Annotated in this window: 18 protein-coding genes; 4 read left to right on the top strand and 14 right to left on the bottom strand. The window is 62.6% G+C overall.

The features are described 5' to 3' along the window. Positions 1-56: 56 nt before the first annotated feature. A complete protein-coding gene (locus ABAC460_RS26435) occupies positions 57-419 on the bottom strand; it encodes a hypothetical protein (protein ID WP_023451576.1) in 363 nt (120 codons plus the stop codon). 100 nt (positions 420-519) lie between these two features. Here ABAC460_RS26435 and ABAC460_RS26430 point away from each other — a divergent pair, with 100 nt between their 5' ends. Both ABAC460_RS26430 and ABAC460_RS26425 read left to right on the top strand, forming a co-directional pair. Further along, positions 520-876, top strand: a complete 357-nt coding sequence (locus ABAC460_RS26430; RefSeq protein ID WP_023451575.1) for a hypothetical protein — start codon at positions 520-522, stop codon at positions 874-876. 66 nt (positions 877-942) lie between these two features. Beyond that, positions 943-2,037 (top strand): NADH:flavin oxidoreductase, encoded by a 1,095-nt coding sequence (locus tag ABAC460_RS26425; RefSeq protein ID WP_023451574.1) that lies wholly within the window; start codon positions 943-945, stop codon positions 2,035-2,037. Positions 2,038-2,105: 68 nt separating this feature from the next. On the opposite strand, the gene ABAC460_RS26420 is transcribed toward ABAC460_RS26425, so the two are convergent. The 10 genes from ABAC460_RS26420 to hmgA all read right to left on the bottom strand — a co-directional run bounded on the left by ABAC460_RS26420 (position 2,106) and on the right by hmgA (position 14,889). Beyond that, positions 2,106-3,032 (bottom strand): sugar phosphate isomerase/epimerase family protein, encoded by a 927-nt coding sequence (locus ABAC460_RS26420; RefSeq protein ID WP_023451573.1) that lies wholly within the window; start codon positions 3,030-3,032, stop codon positions 2,106-2,108. 78 nt (positions 3,033-3,110) lie between these two features. After that, positions 3,111-3,527, bottom strand: coding sequence for a response regulator (locus ABAC460_RS26415; RefSeq protein WP_023451572.1), 417 nt, complete (start codon positions 3,525-3,527; stop codon positions 3,111-3,113). Between the two features lie 171 nt (positions 3,528-3,698). Continuing rightward, positions 3,699-5,321, bottom strand: coding sequence for a response regulator (locus ABAC460_RS26410; protein WP_023451571.1), 1,623 nt, complete (start codon positions 5,319-5,321; stop codon positions 3,699-3,701). Next, complete coding sequence (locus tag ABAC460_RS26405; RefSeq protein WP_023451570.1) at positions 5,318-5,917, bottom strand: chemotaxis protein CheB; 600 nt, start codon at positions 5,915-5,917, stop codon at positions 5,318-5,320. The genes ABAC460_RS26410 and ABAC460_RS26405 overlap by 4 nt, the downstream gene beginning before the upstream one ends. Continuing rightward, the gene (locus tag ABAC460_RS26400; protein WP_023451569.1) at positions 5,914-6,774 is read right to left on the bottom strand and encodes a CheR family methyltransferase; all 861 of its coding nucleotides are present in this window, start codon (positions 6,772-6,774) and stop codon (positions 5,914-5,916) included. Before ABAC460_RS26400 ends, ABAC460_RS26405 begins: the two co-directional genes overlap by 4 nt. Further along, positions 6,759-10,193 carry a response regulator gene (locus tag ABAC460_RS26395; protein ID WP_023451568.1) on the bottom strand — a complete coding sequence of 1,145 codons (3,435 nt, stop codon included), beginning with the start codon at positions 10,191-10,193 and terminating at the stop codon, positions 6,759-6,761. Before ABAC460_RS26395 ends, ABAC460_RS26400 begins: the two co-directional genes overlap by 16 nt. 133 nt (positions 10,194-10,326) lie before the next feature. Continuing rightward, complete coding sequence (locus ABAC460_RS26390; RefSeq protein WP_023451567.1) at positions 10,327-11,304, bottom strand: bile acid:sodium symporter family protein; 978 nt, start codon at positions 11,302-11,304, stop codon at positions 10,327-10,329. Positions 11,305-11,632: 328 nt separating this feature from the next. After that, entirely contained in the window at positions 11,633-12,370 is a 738-nt protein-coding gene (locus ABAC460_RS26385) for a hypothetical protein (RefSeq protein WP_023451566.1), read from the bottom strand. Next, positions 12,371-13,624 carry a fumarylacetoacetase gene (gene fahA / locus ABAC460_RS26380; protein ID WP_023451565.1) on the bottom strand — a complete coding sequence of 418 codons (1,254 nt, stop codon included), beginning with the start codon at positions 13,622-13,624 and terminating at the stop codon, positions 12,371-12,373. Then, positions 13,621-14,889: a homogentisate 1,2-dioxygenase gene (gene hmgA / locus ABAC460_RS26375; protein WP_031236247.1), complete on the bottom strand. Its 1,269-nt coding sequence runs from the start codon at positions 14,887-14,889 to the stop codon at positions 13,621-13,623. Before hmgA ends, fahA begins: the two co-directional genes overlap by 4 nt. 129 nt (positions 14,890-15,018) lie before the next feature. Between hmgA and ABAC460_RS26370 the strand changes: the two genes are divergently transcribed. Together ABAC460_RS26370 and rhaT are read left to right on the top strand one after the other, a co-directional pair. Then, a complete protein-coding gene (locus tag ABAC460_RS26370) occupies positions 15,019-15,912 on the top strand; it encodes an amidohydrolase family protein (protein ID WP_023451563.1) in 894 nt (297 codons plus the stop codon). Positions 15,913-15,919: 7 nt separating this feature from the next. Next, on the top strand, positions 15,920-17,011 hold the full coding sequence (gene rhaT / locus ABAC460_RS26365; protein ID WP_035425796.1) for an L-rhamnose/proton symporter RhaT: 1,092 nt from the start codon (positions 15,920-15,922) through the stop codon (positions 17,009-17,011). Between the two features lie 195 nt (positions 17,012-17,206). On the opposite strand, the gene ABAC460_RS26360 is transcribed toward rhaT, so the two are convergent. From ABAC460_RS26360 to bglB, 3 genes are all read right to left on the bottom strand, one after another. Then, on the bottom strand, positions 17,207-18,595 hold the full coding sequence (locus ABAC460_RS26360; protein WP_023451561.1) for a rhamnogalacturonidase: 1,389 nt from the start codon (positions 18,593-18,595) through the stop codon (positions 17,207-17,209). Next, the gene (locus tag ABAC460_RS26355; protein WP_023451560.1) at positions 18,592-20,199 is read right to left on the bottom strand and encodes an MFS transporter; all 1,608 of its coding nucleotides are present in this window, start codon (positions 20,197-20,199) and stop codon (positions 18,592-18,594) included. The genes ABAC460_RS26360 and ABAC460_RS26355 overlap by 4 nt, the downstream gene beginning before the upstream one ends. Before the next feature lie 162 nt (positions 20,200-20,361). After that, positions 20,362-21,483 carry a beta-galactosidase BglB gene (gene bglB / locus ABAC460_RS26350; RefSeq protein WP_023451559.1) on the bottom strand — a complete coding sequence of 374 codons (1,122 nt, stop codon included), beginning with the start codon at positions 21,481-21,483 and terminating at the stop codon, positions 20,362-20,364. Between the last annotated feature and the right edge of the window lie 7 nt (positions 21,484-21,490).

Raw genomic sequence — 21,490 nt, 5'->3', positions numbered from 1 at the left:
CAACCGCTGCTACGGTGAAAAAGAAGGCAAGCGCTGGTCGAAAGACCGGCGCTTTTTTATTCGAATCCTTCCACGCGATGGGGCTTGAAAGCCAGACGCAGAAGTTTTTCCCGGTCCTCGGGCACTGCGTCTCCCCTGGCGATATAGTCATCGACGGCTTTCATGGCGGCTTGCGCAAAGGGGCCGGACTGCGGAAACACCGCAGACTCGTGCTGTCGGGGACTCAGTTGTTTCCACCGTTCCAAGACGGCTTCGATGAGTCCGTTGAGATGCGGGTTCAGCAGTTCGTTCGTGGTATAAATGTAGTCCGGCGGGAATTTGGCGCGTAGGAGGATTTGGCTCATGATTGAGAGCCCGCCTATGTCCATATGCAAGGTCAGGCCGGTGTCGCTGGATGAGATATCGAAATAGGATGTCATGCGCCAAGGCTAGGGCTGCGGGGTGAAACTGGCAAGCGTTCGGAAGAGACCCGGTCAGAATCGTGTTACGTGATGCGAACATCAGGATATGGAGTTCATAATGGCTGAAGCTCCCCAGACGGCGGCAACCCGCAATGTCGAGCACGAGCAGGCTCTGTGCCAGGCCATAACCGCCGGCGTTCAGGTTATCATCCGCTATGACAATGGCAAGAACGACCGGACCTTCGAGCCCTTCGCCGTCTATTACACGGCGAAGGAACGGACGCGGGTCAGCGTCAGCGGTGTCCAGGTTCGCGACTCCGCCAAGCCGAACGGGCCGTCCACGCCCCAGGCCTTCGACGTGGCGAAGATCACCCGCATCACCGTCACCGGCAAAAAGTTCAGACCCGACCCGCGGTTCACGCCGACCGACCGGCTCTATGCCAACGGTATCCTCTGCTATTTCAAGATTAAATGACGTCCGCCTCTTGCGGCGCAACATAAGCGTAACTACCTCGGTGACAGATTGACCGGAGAGTCCTGCATGTCGCACACGTCGCTGTTTTCCCCCTTTGCTTCGAAGTCGCTTGAGCTCGACAACCGCATCGTCATGGCGCCGATGACGCGCAACTTTTCACCCGGCGGCGTGCCGGACCAGGCGGTCGTCGACTATTACCGCCGCCGTGCCGAATCCGGCGTCGGGCTGATCGTCACCGAAGGCACGGTGATCGAACGCCCGGCCTCCAAGAACGAAGCCAATATCCCGAACATCTATGGCGAAGGCCTGGCCGGCTGGGCGAAAGTCGTCGAGGCGGTTCATGCGGCCGGCGGCAAGATCGCGCCGCAGATCTGGCACACCGGCGCCGCCTTTGGCCGCAATCCGCAGTGGCGTCCGACGCCAATGGATACGCCGTCGGGGATCAGCCTGTCGGATGAGGCGGTCGGCGAGCCGATGACTGAGGCCGATATCGCCGACACCATCGCCGCTTTCGGGCGTGCGGCCGGCGATGCCAAACGGCTCGGTTTCGACGCCATCGAACTGCATGGGGCGCACGGTTATCTGATCGACGAATTCTTTTGGGCCCACACCAACCGCCGCACCGATGTCTGGGGCGGCGCGACAATCGGCGAGCGTACCCGCTTTGCCGTCGAGGTGCTGAAGGCCGCCCGCGCTGCCGTCGGTCCGGATTTCCCCATCATCATCCGCCTGTCGCAGTGGAAGGGCGGTCACTGGGACAACAAGCTGGCCGCCGATCCGGCCGAGATGGAAGCCTGGCTCCAGCCCTTGGTCGACGCAGGGGCGAATATCCTGCACGCCTCGCAACGCCGCTTCTGGGAGCCGGAGTTTGAAGGCTCCGACCTGAACTTCGCCGGCTGGGCCAAGAAGGTCACCGGCGTGCCGACCATCACGGTCGGTTCGGTCGGTCTGAATGGCGAATTTATCGCGGCGTTCGGCGGGGCGGCATCGGAGCCGCAGTCGCTGGATGAGTTGCTGCGGCGGCTGGATCGCGGTGATTTCGACCTGGTGGCCGTCGGCCGCGCGATACTCAATGATCCGGAATGGGTGGCCAAGGTGCGCGACAGCCGCCATGACGACTTGAAAGCCTTTAGCCCGGCGGCATTTGCGACCTTGTACTGAGACTGAGGTTCTCGAAAGGCACGGACAGAATTTCCTCTCCCCGTCAAAAACGGGGAGAGGAAAAAAGGTTACAGCTTGCGCAGATGCGTCACGCTCTCGGCCAGCGAGGTCAGGATCGGCTTCTTGTATGGGGCTTCCTGTTCGACGAACCAGGCCTTGACGCCGACCTCCTTGGCCGCCGCGAAGACTTCGGCCCACTTGACCACGCCCGCGCCGACCTCGACCGAGCGCCAGCCCGAAGCTTCTGCCGGATCCTGGATCATGTCCTTGATGTGCAGCAGGTCGACCCGGTCGGCATATTTGCGGATGGTCGCCGCCGGATCGGCACCGCCGACCGCCACCCAACCGATATCCAGCTCCAGGCGCAGTTGATCCGCCGGCGCCGCCGAGACCAGGATGTCTTCACCGGTCTGGCCACCGCCCAGGTCTTTGAATTCCATCGGGTGGTTGTGATAGGCGAACTTCAGGCCGGCCGCCTTGACCTTGGGCGCCATCTTGTTGATGTGGTCGGCGTTGAACTTCCACTGGTCGGCGTTCATGGACTCGGTCATGGCCACGACCCAGTCCTTCTTCGGATCGAAATTGGCGCCCGGCTTGGGTGACGACGCCACCAGCCATTCTGCCCCCAGCGCCACGGCGTCGGCGATTTCCTTGTCGAAACCGTCGATCAGCTTGGACATGTTGGTGTGGGCCGAACGGATCTTCAGGCCGGCATCCTCGATCTGCTTGCGGTATTCGGCCGGCGAGGCGCCGCGCACACCGGCGGTCTCGATCAGCTCGAAGCCTAAGTCCTTGATCGCCTTCAGCGTGCCAGGAATGTCCTTGTCCAGTTCAGCATTGACCGTCCACAGCTGGATGCCCAGCGGCCAGGAGGCGGTCAGGCCGGCAGAGGCCGGCGCCGGATTATCCTGGGGCTTGCTGCACGCGGCCAGCCCACCAAAGGCCATAGCGCTCAGCAGCATGCCGCGGCGCGTCGTTTCGAACCTGAATGTCATGAAATGATCCCTGCAACACTTGTTTATGCTTTATGCGGGGATTTTTGTAATCGATTACAGAATCTCTGTCAAACCAGGTTACTTTTCAACCGTCGCCTTGTGCAAACTCTTTTCGATGCTGCCCAGCAAATCCTGCAGCGCTTCGAGATACAGCGGCTTGACCAGGTGATGGTGGAAGCCGGCCTCGGCCGTCAGGCGGCGGTGTTCGGCCTCGCCCCATCCCGTCTGGGCAATAAAGACCGTGTCCTTCAGGTCCTGGTCCTGACGCAGCAGGCGGCACAGGTCATAGCCGCTCATCCCGGGCAGGCCCAGATCCATCATGATAACGTCGGGACGATAGCCCTTGACGTCCTCGATCGCCTGTTTCGGCGACAGGGCCAGACGGTAATCGTAGCCCAGCATCTCGACCAGCCATCCTGTGGTCTGGGCCAAAGCCTCATTGTCCTCGATGATCATGACCCGCATGACCGAATTTCCGCCGGAGCCATCAGCCATGGCGGTCCCCATTTCTGCCTAGGTGTTGTGTCACTTTGCTTGCCCTGTGCGCCCAAAAAATCTTCCCCGGCGCCAGAACACAATGAATTTTTTATAATAAGGGTTAAGCGGCGTTCGGCCTAAAGTTTTGTAAAAAAAAAGTAAGTATGATTTTTCTCGTCGGTCAGCCGATCAAATGTCACGCGGTTCGCCGGCCTCGTTCAGCACGCGATTGAGCAGGTCCAGACTCACCGGCTTGGTGACGTGATGGTCGAAGCCGGCATCGAAGGCCTGGCGGCGGTCGCTTTCCTGGCCCCAGCCGGTCTGGGCGATGATGACCAGGTCGCCGCCGCCCGGCAGGGCGCGCAACTGCCGGCACACCTCGTAGCCGTCCATACCGGGCATGCCGATGTCCAGCAGCACCACGTCGGGCTGTTGTTTCCGCGCCGCCTCCAGCGCCGCGAGGCCGCTGTTTTCGACGCGCGGGCGATGGCCGATCAGCTCCAGCATCCACCGCGTGGTGTCGGCGGAGTCGGTATTGTCGTCGACGATCAGCACGTCCAGCGGTTTCGGGCTGGCCTCGGCGTCGCGACCGTCGGGGCGCGCTTCACCCGGCTCGGGCGCCATCGGCAGGCGTACGGTAAAGGTGCTGCCCTGGCCCACGCCATCGCTGGAAGCCACGGTGGTGCCGCGATGCATTTCGACCAGCTTCTGCACCAGGGCCAGGCCGATCCCCAAGCCGCCCTGGGACCGGTCGAGGTGCTGGTCGACCTGGGTGAACAGTTCGAACACCTTGGGCAACATGTCGGGCTCTATACCGACGCCGGTGTCCCTGACGCGGATTTCGATCCGTCCTGCGCTTTCGGTGACGCTGAGCGCGATCTTGCCGCCTTGCGGGGTATATTTGGCGGCGTTGTTGAGCAGGTTTGACACGATCTGGGCCAGACGCGTCAGATCGCCGTCGACCCATAGCGGTGTTTGCGACATCTCTACGGTCAAGGCGTGCCCGCCGGCGTCGATCAGCGGCTTGCTCGCTTCCAGCGCGGCGGCGATCGCTTCCTGGACGGCGACGCGCTCCAGGCGCAGGTCGATCTTGCCGCGGCTGACCCGCGACACGTCCAGCAGGTCGTCGATCAGCCGGACCAGGTGGGTCAGTTGCCGGTCCATCATGTCGCGCACCGAGTCGGCGCGTTCGCCGTCGGGCGACATGCGCAGGATCTGCAGACCGTTGCGGATGGGGGCCAGGGGGTTGCGCAGCTCATGTGCCAGGGTTGCCAGGAACTCGTCCTTGCGCTGATCGGCCTCCTTCAGCGCGTTGGCGTATTTGCGGCTTTCCTTGAGCAGGCGCAGGTTTTCCTCGGCAAAGGCCTTGAGGTTGTCGCGCTGGACGGCGATCTGCTGGCGTTGCAGGTACAGCTCGCAGAACACCGCCACCTTGGAGCGCAGCACGTCGGGCTCCAGCGGCTTTTCGAGGAAGTCGACGGCGCCGGCCTCATAGCCGCGAAAGCGGCGGGTCCGGTCGGTGCTCCCTGCCGTCAGGAACATGATCGGGATGCGGCGAGTGCGCTCATTACCGCGCATCAGCTCGGCCAGTTCGAAGCCGTCCATGTCCGGCATCATGACATCCAGCAGGGCCAGGGCGACATCGTGCTTAAGCAGGATTTCCAGCGCCTCGTTGCCGGAACGGGCCGTCAGCATGTTCAGGCCTTCCCGCCGCAGCAGGGCCTCCAGCGATTTCAGGTTCTCCGGCCGGTCGTCGACCAGAAGCAGGTTCACCGGCGTGACGGTGGTCAGATGGGTCGGCATGGCAGTCATGATACCCCCGCGCGGTGAAGCGCCAAAAGATGGTCGGCAATCGCGTCCAGTGATAGGACGTGGGCATCCGGGACCGCTCCACCCGCCGCGCGCGGCATGTCAGGCGCCCGGGCCTGGTCCGGCGACTGGATGATGGCCTGGCCGCCGGCGGCGCGCACGGCCTTCAGCCCCGCGGCGCCGTCTTCGTTGGCGCCGCTGAGGATGACGCCGACCAGGGCAGGGCCATAGGCGTCGGCGGCGGTTTCGAACAGGATGTCGATGGCGGGACGCGAAAACAGCACGGGTTCCTCACTGGACAAACTCAGGCGGCGGTCGGTTTCGACCAGCAGGTGGTAGTCGGAGGGGGCGAAATAGATGGTGCCGCGTTCGATCGGCTCCTTGTCGTCGGCCTCGCGCACGTTCATAGCGCACTTGGCATCGAACAGGTCGGCCATCAGACTCCTGCGGTCGGGCGGCAGGTGGATGACCACCATGACCGGCAGGGGATAGTCGGCCGGCAGGCGCGGCAGGATGGCCGACAGGGCTTCGACCCCGCCCGCCGACGCGCCGATAACGATAGCTTCCGCCGGATGGTCCTGGGTGACGGCCTTCTTCATGACAGGTCCCGCTTCTGGTATATGCGCTCCTCGCGCGCGAAATCGGAGAAGGCTTCGGAATGGTGCGAGAACCGCAGGGTTTCCTTGGCGCCCAGGCCTAAGAACCCCTTGCGGATCAGCGACGACTTGAACAGGCCGATGGCGCGGTCTTGAAGGGCGCGGTCGAAATAGATCAGGACGTTGCGGCATGAGCACAGGTGGGTCTCGGCGAAGACCGCATCGGTGGCCAGGCTGTGGTCGGAAAAGACGCAGTTCTTGCGCAAGCTTTTGTCGAACACCGCCGCGCCATAGGCGGTGCGGTAATAGTCCGACAGCGACGACTTGCCGCCCGACAGGCGGTGGTTCTCGGTGAACAGCTTCATGCGGTCCAGGCTGTAGATGCCGGCCTCGGCCTTTTTCAGCGCTTCGGGATTGATGTCGGTGGCGTAAAACAGGGTGCGTTGTTCCAGGCCTTCCTCGCGGAACAGGATGGCCAGGGAGTAGAGTTCCTCGCCGCTGGAACAGCCGGCGACCCACACCTTCAGCGACGGATAGGTCATCAGGTGCGGAATGACCTTTTCGCGCAGCATGCGGAAATACTGCGGGTCTCGGAATAGCTCGCTGACCTGGACGGTCAGAAACGGCAGCAACTGCGCCATCAGTTCCGGTTCGTGCAGCACGCGGTTCTGCAGGGCCGAGATGGTGGCGCAGCCGAAGGCAGCCTTGGCCTGGTTCAGACGGCGCTTGATCGAGGCCATGGCATAGCCGCGGAAGTCGTAGTGATACTTCTGGAAGACAGCCTCCAGCAGCAGACGGATTTCGATCTCGTCTGTCCGCCCCGCCGGTTCATGTCCGCCTGCGTTTACTTCGGCATCCATACCCGCACCAGCGATACCAGCTTGTCGACATCGAGCGGCTTGGCCATGTAGTCATTGGCTCCGGCTTCGATGCAACGCTCCTGATCGTCCTTCATGGCCTTGGCGGTCAGCATAATGACTGGCAGCTTCTTCCAGTCCTTTTTCTCGCGAATCTTCTTGGTCGCCGTCAGGCCGTCCATCTCCGGCATCATCACGTCCATCAGCACCAGGTCAATGGCCTGGCTCGGATCGCCCTGGACGCCCTCCAGCACCTCCAGCGCCTCGCGGCCATTGCGGGCGATCGACATGACCGCGCCCAGGGGTTCGAAGATGTTGGTGACGGCGTAGACATTGCGGACATCGTCCTCGACCAGCAGGATGCGGCGGCCTTCCAGCATGGCGTCGCGGTGCTTGGCCTTCTTGAGCAGTTTTTGCTGTTCGGGCGACAGCTCCGACACCACCTGGTGCAGGAACAGCGTCACCTCATCCAGCAGGCGCTCAGGCGACTTGGCGCCCTTGATGATGATCGAGCGTGAATAGCGGCGCAGGCGCTGTTCGTCGTCATAGGAGATGTCGCGCCCGGTATAGACGATGACCGGTGGGAAGGCGTAGGCCTCCTCCTGCGACAGGGTCTCCAGGAGCGAATAACCCGAGGCGTCGGGCAGGGACAGGTCCAGAACCATGCAGTCAAAGGTCTGTTCCTTGAGCTTTTCCAGACATTCGGCGGCGGTGCCGACGGCGACGCATTCGACGTCCTGGGACTGCAAAAGCTTGCACATAGCCTTGCGCTGAACCTCGTCGTCCTCGACGATCAGAACATGGCGCATCTGCTGGTCCAGGCGCGCCTCCAGGCCCTTGAAGGCGTCGACCAGTTCCTCGCGCTTGACCGGTTTCAGCATGTAGCCAACGGCGCCCAGGGACAGGGCGGTATGGGCATAGTCGCCGGCGGAAACCACGTGGACGGGGATATGGCGGGTGCGGACGTCGCGCTTCAACCGGTCCAGAACCGACAGGCCCGAGTGGTCGGGCAGGCCAACGTCCAGCACGATGGCCGACGGCGTATATTGCCGCGCCGTTGCCATGGCGTCTTCGGCCGTATGGGCGACCAGGCACAGGAAGTCGAGATCGTGGGCCAGGTCGTACAGGATGCGGGCAAAGGCGGGATCGTCCTCGACCACAAGGATGCTGCGGGCGCCGGTTGTGATCTTGTCGCGGTCGTCCTGGACGCCGGGTCGCGGTTTGATGGCGGTCGCCAGGTCGACGACGGGCTGAGGCAAGACGGCCGGTTGCGGCGCCGGTGCGACCCGGGTGTCGATGTGGTTTTCGACGTGGCCCAAGTCATAGGCCAGGGGCAGGGACAGGCTGAAGGTCGAGCCACGGCCCAACTGACTGATCACCGAAAGCTTTCCGCCCAGCAGACGCGACAGCTCACGCGAGATCGACAGACCCAGTCCGGTGCCGCCGTACTTGCGGCTGATCGTACCGTCGGCCTGGCGGAAGGCGTCGAAAACCTGGTGCTGATGCTCCGCCGAAATCCCGATTCCCGTATCCTTGACGGCGAAGACAATGCCATCGCTTTCCTTCAGTATGGCCAGTTCGACGGTGCCGTTCTCGGTAAACTTGCAGGCATTGCTCAGCAGGTTCTTGAGCACCTGTTCCAGGCGCTGGCGATCGGTGGTGACGGTTTCGGGTACGCCTTCGCCCAGGCGGGCGGTCATCTTCAGCCCCTTCTGGTTGGCGATGGGGGTGAAGACGCGCTCCATATCCGAAGCTAACCGTTTCAGCGACACGCTTTCCGGATGGATCTCCATCTGGCCGGCCTCGATCTTGGACAGGTCCAGGATATCGTTGATCAAAGCCAGCAGGTCGTTGCCCGACGACTGGATGGTGCGGGCAAATTCGACCTGTTCCTCGCTGAGGTTGCCCTCCGAATTGTCACTGAGCAACTTGGCCAGGATCAGCGACGAATTCAGCGGTGTGCGCAGTTCGTGCGACATGTTGGCCAGGAAGTCGGACTTGTAACGGCTGGACTGTTCCAGTTCGCGCGCCTTCTGGTCGACCTCGTCCTTGGCGCGGCTGAGGTCGTCGCGCTGGGCCTCCAGTTGCGCCGCCTGTTCCTCCAACTGGGTATTGGTCTGTTCCAGTTCGGCCTGCTGCTGCTCCAGGCGGACATGCGATTCCTTGAGGGCGCGGCTTTGTTCTTCCAGCTCTTCGTTGTTGACGCGCAGTTCTTCGCTCTGGCTCTGCAGTTCTTCCGACTGGCGCTGGGTCTCTTCCAGGAAATTCTGCAGGGACGCGCGGTAATTGGCCGACCGGACGGCGACGCTGATCACCTCGGACGCACGCTCCAGCAGTTCGGTCGTGGCCGGCGGATAGGCATGCAGGAAGCCCAGTTCGACCACGGCCTCGATCATGCCGTCGGACTTGGCCGGCAGGATGACGACATGGCGCGGCCGCCACTGGCCCAGGGCGGCGCCGGCGGTCAGGTGGCTGTCGGCGATGTCGTTGACCACCATGATGCTGCCCTCCGCCACCGCCTGGCCCAGCAGGCTCTGGCCGCGGCTGAAGCTTGCCGGCACATCGTCATCGACGGGGACCCCGTAGGTCGCGACACGCTTGTAGGTGCTGCCGTCGGCGGCATAGAAGGCGCCTGCATGGGCTTCGGTATATTTGGCCAGGTTGGCCAGGGCGTTCTTCGCCAGCTGATCCACGCGCTGTTCGCCCAGCAGGGCGGCGCTCAGGGACGCCTGGCCGGTCTGCAGCCAGTCGTTGCGGCGGCGCGCGGCGGCGGTCCGGCTGATCAGCCACGTGATCGCGATGGACAGAATGACGCCGATGATCGACGAAATAACAACACTGACGACCGTCGTGATATAGGCCTGCTGGCGTTCGCCGATGCGCTCTTCGCGTTCGCGCCGGGCTTCCGCCTGCATGTCCGCGATGAGCGTGCGGATCGAGTCCATCGACGCCTTCCCGCGATTGGTCTTGATGGTGAGAACCGCGGCCTCTTCACCCTGTCTCTGGTATTCCCCGATGACCTGGGCCAATTCCGCAAGGCGCACGTCGATACGCGCCCGCAGAAGGTCCATCCGGTCCTTTAATTCGGGGTGGTTGGCGACCTGACGCTCAAGCGTGATGACCTGTTGTTCCAGCGCCGGAATGGCGGAATTGTAAGGCTCAAGATAGCTGGGGTCGCCGGTAAGCACGAAACCCCTTTCGCCTGTTTCGGCGTCCTTCAACAGGGACAGGGTGTTGTTCAGCGCCTGGATTGTGTCGTGAGTGGCGGTGACCTGGGTGATATTGCGGTTGAGATTGCTGAGACTGGCGTAGGACACGAGGCCACTGACGACAAAAAAGACAGCAATCAGGGCGAGACCAAGAGAAATCCCGAGGTCGCTACGAAACTGTCTTTCGGCCGCCGCCTTCTTCCAAAATGTCATATGATCTCAGTCCCCATTATCCAACCGGCCCACCGCATTGCGGTTTGCCGACGATTGACCCTATGGACGGTACCATAAGCATCCAATAAGGAGCGCGCAGGGCCGTATAAGGTTTTAATAAGTCTACGCTTTTTTACTGACGTTCGGCGGCGTCGGCATAACGCCTTGCCAGGATGCTGCACACGATAAGCTGCAATTGGTGGTACAGCATGATGGGCAGCATGATCATGCCCATGGCCGGGTGTCCAGCAAACAAAACGGCGGCAATGGGCGCGCCGTTGGCCAGGCTTTTTTTCGATCCGCAGAAAACCGCGGCCACCTCGTCCTCGCGCGGGAAGTGGAAAGCCCGGGCGGCGAAGCGGGTGGCGGTGAGAACTATGGCCAGCAGGGCGGAGACCATGAGAAGAATGCCCAGCAGAACCAGGGGATTATACTGCGTCCAGATCCCGGCCAGGGTCGACTCACAGAAGGCGGCATAGACGATCAGCAGGATCACTGTGCGGTCAGCCTTGGTGATCCAACTCTTGTGGCGGGCGATGATGTCTTTCAGCAGCGGGCGGAACATCTGGCCGGCGGCGAAGGGGAGCAGCAGTTTCAGGGCGACGTCGAGGATGGCGGGCAGAAGCGGCAAATGCTGGCCTGTGCCGGCGCTGACGACGATGGAGACCAGGAAGGGCGTGACCACCATGCCGATCAGGCCCGACAGGGTGGCGTCGAACACGGCGCCGGGGACATTGCCTTTGCCCAACGCGGTCATGGCCACCGAGGACGAGATGGTCGACGGCAAGGCGCAGAGATAGAAGAAGCCCAGCCGGACATCCTGGGGCAGGAAGGCCTGGGTTCCGAAAAAGACGGCAAACCCGATGGCCGGGAACAGCACGAAGGTGGCGGCATGAACGAAGAGGTGCAGCTTCCAGTTGGCGGCGCCGGCCTTGACGGCGTGGGGCGACAGGTTGGCGCCGTGCAGGAAGAAGACCAGGGCGATGCCGATCTGCGTGACGATATCGAGGTGCAGGATCCCGCCCTTGGCGCCGAACTGCGGGAGCAGCAGCCCCAGCACCACGGCCCCCAGCATGGCGGCGACAAACCCGTCGAGTTTTAAAAACTTCATCCAGTATTCCCACACGGAGCCGCACGCACCCTCCTCCCTACGAAGTGGGGAGGCCGGGTGAGCAAGAGCGTATACGCTCGCAGCGCAAGGAAGCGGTGGAGGGGGATTCTGTAGACGTCGCCGCCGCTCGGCTTCCGTATTAGCTCAATTCTGGCTGATACGGAACGGGCACGACTGCCGGTAAAGATACCCCTCCACCACTTCCTTGCACGGCAAGGGCTATACCCTTGCTCGCTCACCCGGCCTCCCCATGAGATGGAGAGGAGAAGATCAGATGCTCCCCTTAACTTCGGGTGCGATTCTGCAGCTAACCGTAGTTGCCGATGACTTACAAAAAGTTATTCGGCCAGATCATCGTCCGCCACATATGCGCCACCGGCGAACCATCGAACCCCAAACCCTCTTTCGGCGTCTTGAAATGCCGGCCGATGATGTCGTCGAACATCTCCAGATCCGGCAAGGGGCCGTTGTCGAACAGATAGGTGTCGTAGATGGTCACCTGACGCGACGCCATGTACCAGCGATGCCCGCGGGCGAGTTCTGCATCACGACGAATATACTCCGGCGGCACATAGTCCGGACCGAAGAAGCGGTTGTAATTGTCCGGATAGGGATAGCCGTTCGGCTCATCGGCGAAATAACGCAAAGCCTGGTGATACTGCACCGCCCAGGCGACCTTTTCGCTGACATAAGGCGCGATCATCTGGGCGCCCCAGTAGCCGTGATCCGACCGGATCAGGCAGGGCAGCGAAATATCGTGCAGCAACACGGCCAGTACGACATCCTCGTCCAACCCGGCCTCCAATGCCTTCTGGGCCGAGATCAGCAGATGCCGGCCGGTCACGCCCAGCTCCAGCAAGCGATAACGGAAGAATTCCTGTAAGGTCGGCGCCGAAGGCATACGCGGCAGGGCGGGATTATCGCCCATCATAAATACCGCGCCGGTCGCCATCTGCTTCAGGCCTTCGGTCTCGAAATCGGGCAGGTCGGTGCCCAACTGGCCCACGGCCGCCGGCACGATGATCCGCCGCCGCCCCGATTGCGGAAAGTCGTCAAGTTCACACATTCAGCCCGTCACCCTGGCGCGGCATGCCCCGAATCCTATGGACACAAAACCGTCGGCGGTACAACGCCCGGCCAGCCAGACCTCGTCGCCGTCCTCCAGGAAGCGGCGCATCTCACCCGAAGGCAGGTCGACCGGCACCTTGCCGCCGTGGCTCAGTTCCAGCAGGCTGCCAGCCTGGTCCGGTTGCGGGCCGGACAGCGTACCGGTGCCGAGCAGGTCGCCGGTGGTCAGGTTGCAGCCATTGCTGGCATGATGGGTGACGATCTGGGCGGGGGTCCAATACATGGCGTCGCGTGCCGAACTGCGGCTCAACACGTGCGGCGCCAGGCCTTGGTCGCGCATGGCGGCGGTCTGGATATGAACCTCCAGCGCCACGTCATAGACCGTGGTCTCGCCGCGCAGATAGGGCAGGGGCTCCGGGTCGCCGTCGGGGCGCGGCAAGGCAGGAACGCGGAACGGTTCCAGAGCCTCCGCTGTCACGACCCAGGGCGAGACGGTCGAATGGAAATTCTTGGCCAGGAAGGGCCCCAGAGGCTGGTACTCCCACGCCTGAACGTCGCGCGCCGACCAGTCGTTGAGCAGGCACAGGCCGGCGATATGCGCTTGCGCTTCGTCCAGCGGAATGGGCCGGCCCAGGTCGTTGCCGCCGCCGATCCACAGGCCCAGTTCCAGCTCGAAATCGAGCCGTTTGCAGGGACCGTAGACCGGCACATCGCTGTCGGCGGGCTTGGTCTGGCCGTGGGGGCGGACGACCGCCACGCCGGACGGCCGAATGCTGGAGGCGCGGCCGTGATAGCCGATCGGTACATGCTTGTAGTTGGGCAGCAGTGGATTGTCCGGCCGGAACAGAGCTCCGACCGCGCTGGCGTGGTGGATGCCGACATAGAAGTCGGTATAGTCGCCGACGCGCACCGGCAGATGCAGGGTGCAATCGGCGGCGCGGTACAGATAGGCTTGCGCGACCGCACGATACTGCGGATCGCTGAGCAGTTTCGACATCTGGCGGCGCAAAGTTTTGCGCAGGGCCGGCGTGCCCAGAACATCGGCGAGATCGCGCGGCGCTTCGCCGATCAGACCGGCCTCGGCCAGGGCTTCCAGTTCGATGATGTGGTCGCCAATGGCCACACCGGGGCGTGGCGCTTCGTCGGCCGGGCTGAACAGGCCGAACGGCAGGTTCTGGATCGGAAAGTCGTTGTGACCATTTGCGTCGGCCACCCAACTGGTCAGGTTCGGATTGTGGGTCTCATCGATCAAGGGAGTTTCGCTTTCTCAAATCCGCCCCAGCAGGCGTCATAGTCCTTTTGCGCCGTCGTTGCGGCCATCGTGGTGGGAACCAGCACCCAGCGGGTTTCAAACATAAAGGCCATGGTGTCGGCGATGCGGTGCGGCTTCAACTCGGCGGCCACCGCCTTGGCGTAGCTGTCGCGGTCGGGGCCGTGGGCGTTCATGCAGTTATGCAGCGAAGCGCCGCCGGGGGCGAAGCCTTCGGCCTTGGCGTCGTACTGGCCTTCGATCAGCCCCATGAATTCGCTCATGATGTTGCGGTGGAACCAGGGCGGCCGGAGGGTATCCTCGGCCACCATCCAGCGCGGCGGGAAGATGACGAAGTCGCAATTGGCCGTCCCCGGCGTGTCGCTGGGCGAGGTCAGTACGGTGAAGATCGACGGGTCGGGGTGGTCGAAACTGACCGTATTGATCGTGTTGAACCGGCGCAGGTCGTAGCGATACGGCGCGTTATTGCCGTGCCAGGCGACGACGTCGAAGGGCGAATGGTCCAATGTTGTCGTCCAGAAATCTGCCATGAATTTCTGCACCAGGATATGCGGGCCGTCGATATCTTCGAAGGCGGCCACGGGCGCTTCGAAATCGCGCGGATTGGCCAGGCCGTTGGCGCCGATCGGCCCAAGATCGGGGAGACGGAACGGCGCGCCGTAGTTCTCGCAGACATATCCCCGCGATGGGCCGGTGACTTCGACCCGGAACTTCAGCCCGCGCGGGATGACAGCGATCTGCAACGACTCGACCTCCAGCACACCGCATTCCGTCATAATGCGCAACATGCCCTGCTGGGGCACGATGACCATTTCGGCGTCAGCATTGAACAGGACGCGGTCCATGCTGCGGGTGGCCGTGTACAGGCTGATGACGACGCCCGCCTGCGTGGCGACGTCGCCGGTTCCGGCATAGGTCGCCATTCCGTCGAGAAAGTCATGCTCGCCCTTGATCGCCACCGGCGACCAGCGCAGCCGGTTCGGCGTGACCGCGTTGAAGAACGGCGCGCTTTGCCAGCGTTCCGCTGTCTCCATCTGCTGAAACGGCGGATGCTGGGCGCTGGGGCGCAGGCGGTAAAACCAGGTGCGGCGATTTTCGCTGCGCGGCGCCGTAAAGGCCGTGCCGGAAAACTGTTCGGCATAGAGCCCAAACGGCACATGCTGCGGCGAATTACGCCCGACAGGGAGGGCGCCCGGCACCGCTTCGGTGGCGAAATGATTGCCGAAACCGCTCAGATAGGCCGCCATGATGTCCTCCGTTGCGCGCAGCATAGTATCATATGAAACTGTTTTCCAGCCTTCAATTGCCTTGACTCACTGTTCCCACATAGTATGGTTTCTTCATAATAAATGGGATAAACACCAGGGACCGTCCAGATGACCATAGAGCGTTTCGTCGACGCCCACATACATCTTTGGCAGATTCGGCATCTTTGGCAGCTCTCCCACATTCGTTATCCGTGGCTGACCCCGCCGTTTTCGGACGATGGCCCCAATGGTTCCGTCGAATCGATCGCCCGTGACTACCTGCCGGCAGACTATCGCGCCGATGCCGCCGGTTTCAACGTCACCAAGACCGTCCATATCGATGCCGGCGCCCATCCCGGCGACGCCCTGATGGAGACGCGGTGGCTGCAAGGTCTGCCCGGCGGTCCCGACGCGATCGTCGCCTTTGCGGCGCTGAACGACCCTGACGTCGAGCGCCTGCTGGCGGCGCATGTCGAGAGTCCCAAGGTGCGCGGCATCCGCCATATCCTGAACTGGCATCCCGATCCACGCCTGACCTATGGGCCTGACAACCTGTTCGACGATCCGCAGTTGGCCAAGGGCTATGCCTTGCTTGCCAAGTACGGGTTAAGTTTCGATCTGCAAATCTATCCGGTCCAGATGCTGCAGGCCTATGAGGTGGTGAAAAACCATCCCGACATCCTGGTGATGATCAACCATATGGGCATGCCGGTCGACGGTGTCGAACCGTGGCGCACCGGTATGCGTAAGCTGGCGGAATTGCCGCACGTGGCAGTCAAGATTTCCGGTCTCGGTTTCATTGACCGGAACTGGACGACGCAGAGCATCGCGCCACTGATCCAGGAAACCATCGACATCTTCACGCCGGCGCGCGTCATGTTCGCCAGCGACTTCCCGACGGATAAGCTGTTCAGCGGCTATGCGCGGCAATTGACTACCTACGATGAGCTGACGGCAAAGTTCAGCCAGCAAGAACGGGACGCCATGTTCGCGGCGAATGCGGAACGCTTATACAGGATCTGACAACGATATGACTCCAAACCCCTTGGTGGGCGTGATCTATCACTGGCTGGGCGGCCTCGCCTCGGCCAGCTTTTACGTGCCCTACAAACGCATCAAACTGTGGTCGTGGGAGATCTTCTGGCTGACCGGCGGGATCTTCTCGTGGCTGATCGCGCCGTGGCTGTTCGCCTTCTTCATGACCCAGGACTTGGGCGGCGTGCTCAGCCGCACCCCCCAGGACGAGATCCTGAAGTGCATCGCCTATGGCGCTGCCTGGGGCGTCGGCGGGCTGACCTTCGGCCTGACCATGCGCTATCTCGGCCTGTCGCTGGGCATGGCCGTGGCGCTGGGCCTGTGCACGGCGATCGGCACCTTGGGCCCACCCATCGTCACCGGCGAACTGGGTGAACTGGCGGCCAAGCCCGGCAGCCTCTATACCTTTATCGGCGTCGGCCTGGTGCTGGTCGGTATCCTGGTCGTGGCCCGCGCCGGCCATTCCAAGGAAAAGGAAATCCCCGGCGAAAAGGAAGGCCTGGAAGAATTCCACCTGGTTAAGGGCCTGCTAATCGCCATCCTGTGCGGCGTGATGTCGAGCTTCTTCGCCTTCGGTCTGACGGAAGGCGACCAGATCAAGGCCCTGACGGCGGCGGCCGGGACCGGCCCGCTGTGGGTCGGCCTGCCTGTGCTGTGCGTGGTGCTGATCGGCGGTTTCCTGACCAACTTCATCTGGTCGGGTTACCTGATCCTGAAGAACAAGTCGGCCGGTAACTGGATCGGCAAGACGCCGACCGGCGAGAAGGTGCCGCTGCTGCCCAACTACCTGCTGGCAGCGTTTGGGGGGACGCTGTGGTACTTCCAGTTCTTCTTCTACTCGATGGGCGAAAGCCAGATGGGCGCGTTCGGCTTCTCGAGCTGGACCCTGCACATGGCGTCGATCATCCTGTTCTCGACCCTGTGGGGCTTTGCCCTGAAGGAGTGGAAGGGCACGTCGTTCAAGACCCAGGCTCTGGTGTGGCTTGGGATCGGCTTGCTGGTCGGTTCGACGGTGGTGATCGGCTACGGCAATTTCGAAGCCCAGAAGGCGGCGGATGCGGCGGCGAAGGTCGTAGCGGTAAAGTAGGAACTCTTGTCCTTCTCCCTCTCCCCACTTGAGGGGAGAGGGTAGGGGTGAGGGGTTGGTTCGGCCAAAAACTGTAAAAGTTGAACCTCCTCAACCCCTCAGGCTCGCCGCCCGCCCCGTCGCATTCACTTCGTTCCGCTCTCGTCCTCTCCCCTCAATGCCTGCCGGCGAGGCTGGGGAGAGGGAAATTTGTGTTTACCCGGCTGTCACGTCATCCAAGATTTGTTCCAGCCTCTCATCCCGGGCCGTCGTCAATGCCACCCGGTCCAGCACCAGTCCGCGCACATGCCGTGCCCATAGCCCCCAGGCTGGCGTCACCCCGAACATCGACGGTTCCGGATAAGCATCGGCCAACTCGCCGGGCATCTCCACAGGCAAGCCCCCGCCGCGATAGCTCAGCCGCACATCCTGCAGCACCAGATCCTCGACGGGATGCCCGGGCAAACCCATGATCATGGCGCAGTAATCCGCCAGCACATCCTCAGCCGTAAACCGCCGCACCGTCACCCGCCGGATGCCTCCGGGCACAGCCCCTTCCGGCGCGCGCAACCGGGCGCCGACGCGCAGAAACAACGGTGCCGTCGTGACCTCCTGCAAGGTGACATCCTCGACCGTGACATCCTCGATCACCCCGCCGTCGACCGTCTCCAGCGCCAGCCCGCGCGAACGCTCGAAACGGCAGTCGCGGATGGTGATCCGCCGAAAATCCCCGCTCGACTCCGTGCCGATCTTGATCCGGCCGGTCACCCGGTCGCGGTCCGGCGAGAGTTCCTGCGTCCGGCCGAAGGTCCCGTCCACCATCGTCCCCGGATCATAGCCCGACACGACACAGCCCTCGATCAGCACATCCTCGACCGCCCGGCGCTCGCCCAGGGCAAACGACGACTTCAGCACAATCGCATCGTCATTGGGTGTATTGACCCGGCAGCCGCGCACCACCACCCGCTTGCAGCTGTCGATATCCAGCCCATCACGATTGGTGTCCACCGTCAGGTCCTGACAGACCAGATCATCGCACCCCGTCGCCAGCAGGGCAAAATGCCCGCCGCGCACGATGGTTATTCCGCGCAACACGACATTGCGGCAGCGTTTCAGCGAAATCGCCTTGTTGCCCAGACCCTGCATGGCCGAGACTTCGGGCGCCAGTTCAGCCATGACCTCGGCCGACAGCCCGCGCATCGAAAGCGGAAATTCACCGGCCTGCTTTTTCCACTGTGAGCCCGGCCCTTCGCGCGTCAAACCGGCGCCGTCGATCACGCCCTCGCCTTCGATGACGATATCGCGCAGGCCCTCGCCCCAGATCAGGCTGTTGCGCCAGTGCGAATGGCCGAAGTCCTGGTACAGGTCGAACGGATTGTCCTCGGGCAGGTCGTAGCCCTTACCGGGCGCCGCCTCCAGCACCGCACCGGCGGTCAGGTGCAGGGTCACGCCGCTGACCAACCGAAGGGAATAGCTGAGATAACGGCCGGGTGGAAACAGCACGGTACCGCCGCCGGCACAGGCCTGGACGGCGGCATTGATGGCGTCGGTATCCAGGGTGACGCCGTCGCCGGTGGCGCCGAAGTCGCGGACGTTGCGGATCATGCCTTCTTGCGGCTCCGGCCCCACAGGCGCTCGAACTTGAAGCCCGTCAGGTCCTCTACGATCCGCTTGCTATCCTCCGATTCCGGTTCGGTTTCACCGGCCCGCAGACGCTCGACCTCATGGATCAGCACGGCGTGGGTCCTGGCATTGAGGCGGAAATTCCAAGACGCCCAGGCCCCCAGGGCCATCATCAGGATCGGGCCGAAGATGATGACCAGGACGATGGTCTGGATGGCCAGCGGCGTCTGGGTAACGAATTCGGTGGCCTTCTTGGGCGTGGCGACATAACCGCCGGCATTGATCAGCCAGCCGGTGACGATCAGGGCCCCCGATTGGGCGAATTTGCGCGTGAAGGTCATCACGCCGGCAAAGATGCCTTCGCGGCGCAGACCGGTGGCGGCTTCATCGATATCGGGTAGGTAGTTATAGACCGACCATGGCACGAAGTTCAGCGTACCGCGGCCCAGGCCGGCCAGGATGATTGGAATGAACAGCCAGAACAGCAGGACCAGGCTGAGCGGATTGGACAGGAGGTTCAACACATTGCCATTGAGCGGCGCCAGGGCCTGCGCAAACCCGGCGGGCTGGATCAGATAGAAGACCCCGAACAACAGCACCGCGACGGTGACGAAACCGGCGGCAATGCGGTAGGCCAGGGTCGGCCCGGTCCGGATGGCCACCTGAATGGCGATGATGACCGAGATCAGCTGGGCGAAATACATGGTCATCATCAGGGCGCCGATCAGGGTGGTCGCTTCCCCAATGGACACCGCCGCGCCCGCCGTCAGCACGGTGGCGACGAAGATCGGCAAGGCCGTATTGAAGATGTCCTGCGACAGGTAGCCGCCGAGATAGATGCTGATATGCTGACGGAAAGCGCGGATGCGCAGGGTCGAGAACAGGTCGCCGAACATCTTGAACGGGATCAGCAGGGCGGCTTTCAGTGATGGCGGCGCCGGCGTGTGCGCCAGTTCTTCGTCGCTATAGGGCCGCTCCCACGAGAAGATGATGACCAGCACGACGACCAGTGAGAACAGCACGCCGAAAATGGCGGCCATGATCAGGAAGACATGCGGCGAGCCTTCGCCGGCCAGCATGGTGGTCAGGATGGGCATGAACGAGGCGGCAATGGCTGAAGTCTGGGCGACGATCATGCGCGCGCCGGCGAACTTGGCCTTTTCCTTGTAATCCTTGGTCATTTCCGCGGCCAGGGTTTCCCACGGAATCAGGAACATGGTGTAGACGAATTCGAAGAAAATAAAGGCCAGCAGATAGTACCAGAAGGTCTGGCCGGTGACGAACAGCAGGGCGAAGCTGGGCAGCAGCGGCACGGTGATCATCAGGAAGATCTTGCGCCGGCCGATCTTGCGGCCGATCCAGGTGTGGCGCAGATTGTCGGAAATGTAGCCGATCAGCGGGCAGGTGATGGCTTCCAGCAGGCGGGGCAGGCCCAGGATCAGGCCGGCCTCACCGGCGTTGAGCCCGCAGAAGGTCGTGAAGAAATAGAACAGCCAGCCGGTAACGACGGCCTGCGCGCCGGCGCCGAGGAGATCACCCGACCCCCAGCCCCAGTAATTGACCCAAGACGGCTTGCGCGCCTGCATGACGGTACTCCCTGTAAACCCCCTCTCCCCGTTTACGGGGAGAGGGTAGGGGTGAGGGGCTTCCTTCCGGCGCATAGCCGTCGTCGGAAGGCCCCTCACCCGATCGCCTTCACTTCGTTCGGCTCTCGTCCTCTCCCCTCAAGAGGGGAGAGGTAATTCTTATCAGATAAACCGGTGCGTAAACTCACCCAGCGCCAGCAGGGCCATCGACTGGCCATACGGCATGCTGGTCAGCGGGATGTCCTTGTATTCCTGGATGGTGTTGAACACCGGCGTGCCGAACGAGGTCTGCTGCAGCTCGCCGTCATCCGAGATATGGCCTCGCACGGCCTTGACCGCCTTGATGCCCATGGCCTCGTAGGACTTGTCGATATAGCCCTTGCGCACCGCCTTCAGGATGCCGAAGGCGAAACCGGCCGAGGCCGAAGCCTCCTCATACGACGTCTCGTCGTCCAGGATGGTCCGCCACAGGCCCGACGGCGCCTGGTATTGCGCCAGGGCCTTGATCTGGGCCTCCAGGGTCTCGACCAGGAACAGGCGCAGGCCATCTTCGGCAGGCAACTCCAGCAGTTCGATAAATTCCGGAATGGCGATCGTCACCCACGAATTGCCGCGCGCCCACAGGGCATTGGCGAAGTTGTGCCGGCCGTCGAAGGTCCAGCCGTGGAACCACAGACCCGACTTGCGGTCGGTCAGATATTTGATATGCAGCATGAACTGCCGCTTGGCTTCCTCGACATAGTGCGGCCGGTCCAGCAGCAGGCCGATCTTGGCCAGGGGCAGGACCGACATCATCAGGGTATCGTCCCACATCTGCTGGTTATTGACCGAGTTGAAGACGATGTGCTGAAAGCCGTTCTCTTCGGTGCGCGGCAGGCCGTCCATCAGCCATTCGGCCCAGATGTCGAGATAGGGCAGGTAGGTGGTGTTGCCGGTGCGCTCATAAAGATAGGCGAGGGTCAGGAACGGCGCCATGGTGTTGATGTTCTTCGACGGCGTGCCTTCCTTGAAGCGCGCCTCGAACCAGTCGACCATGATGTCCCAGGCGGCTTCGTCGCCCGACACCTCCCAGTGCTTGTAGATGCCGTACAGGCCGACGCCGTGCGTCCATTCCCAGCCGGCCCAGCCTTTGGTGTCGATGACGCGGCCGTCGTCCAGGTGCAGCAGGAACTGACCGGTTTCGTCCTTGATATTGACCAGGTTGTGGATCAGCCGGCGAATGGCGTCATCATAGTCGGCGCGGGTGGCGCCGAGCGAAGCAACATGGTGGGCAAGCAAGGACATCGGAGTC

It is taken from the genome of Asticcacaulis sp. AC460 (assembly GCF_000495795.1).
Classification (GTDB): domain Bacteria; phylum Pseudomonadota; class Alphaproteobacteria; order Caulobacterales; family Caulobacteraceae; genus Asticcacaulis.
The sequence above is the reverse complement of the archived record's forward strand: the minus strand, read 5'-3'. Positions and strand labels throughout refer to the sequence as shown.

Coding starts and splice junctions, on each gene's coding strand:
- ABAC460_RS26405 (WP_023451570.1), bottom strand. CDS start 5,917: ATGAAGAAGGCCGTCACCCAGGACCATCCGGCGGAAGCTATCGTTATC.
- ABAC460_RS26430 (WP_023451575.1), top strand. CDS start 520: ATGGCTGAAGCTCCCCAGACGGCGGCAACCCGCAATGTCGAGCACGAG.
- hmgA (WP_031236247.1), bottom strand. CDS start 14,889: ATGGCGGCCTATCTGAGCGGTTTCGGCAATCATTTCGCCACCGAAGCG.
- ABAC460_RS26425 (WP_023451574.1), top strand. CDS start 943: ATGTCGCACACGTCGCTGTTTTCCCCCTTTGCTTCGAAGTCGCTTGAG.
- ABAC460_RS26370 (WP_023451563.1), top strand. CDS start 15,019: ATGACCATAGAGCGTTTCGTCGACGCCCACATACATCTTTGGCAGATT.
- ABAC460_RS26390 (WP_023451567.1), bottom strand. CDS start 11,304: ATGAAGTTTTTAAAACTCGACGGGTTTGTCGCCGCCATGCTGGGGGCC.
- ABAC460_RS26415 (WP_023451572.1), bottom strand. CDS start 3,527: ATGGCTGATGGCTCCGGCGGAAATTCGGTCATGCGGGTCATGATCATC.
- ABAC460_RS26355 (WP_023451560.1), bottom strand. CDS start 20,199: ATGCAGGCGCGCAAGCCGTCTTGGGTCAATTACTGGGGCTGGGGGTCG.
- ABAC460_RS26420 (WP_023451573.1), bottom strand. CDS start 3,032: ATGACATTCAGGTTCGAAACGACGCGCCGCGGCATGCTGCTGAGCGCT.
- ABAC460_RS26400 (WP_023451569.1), bottom strand. CDS start 6,774: ATGGATGCCGAAGTAAACGCAGGCGGACATGAACCGGCGGGGCGGACA.
- ABAC460_RS26360 (WP_023451561.1), bottom strand. CDS start 18,595: ATGATCCGCAACGTCCGCGACTTCGGCGCCACCGGCGACGGCGTCACC.
- bglB (WP_023451559.1), bottom strand. CDS start 21,483: ATGTCCTTGCTTGCCCACCATGTTGCTTCGCTCGGCGCCACCCGCGCC.
- rhaT (WP_035425796.1), top strand. CDS start 15,920: ATGACTCCAAACCCCTTGGTGGGCGTGATCTATCACTGGCTGGGCGGC.
- ABAC460_RS26395 (WP_023451568.1), bottom strand. CDS start 10,193: ATGACATTTTGGAAGAAGGCGGCGGCCGAAAGACAGTTTCGTAGCGAC.
- ABAC460_RS26435 (WP_023451576.1), bottom strand. CDS start 419: ATGACATCCTATTTCGATATCTCATCCAGCGACACCGGCCTGACCTTG.
- ABAC460_RS26410 (WP_023451571.1), bottom strand. CDS start 5,321: ATGACTGCCATGCCGACCCATCTGACCACCGTCACGCCGGTGAACCTG.
- ABAC460_RS26385 (WP_023451566.1), bottom strand. CDS start 12,370: ATGTGTGAACTTGACGACTTTCCGCAATCGGGGCGGCGGCGGATCATC.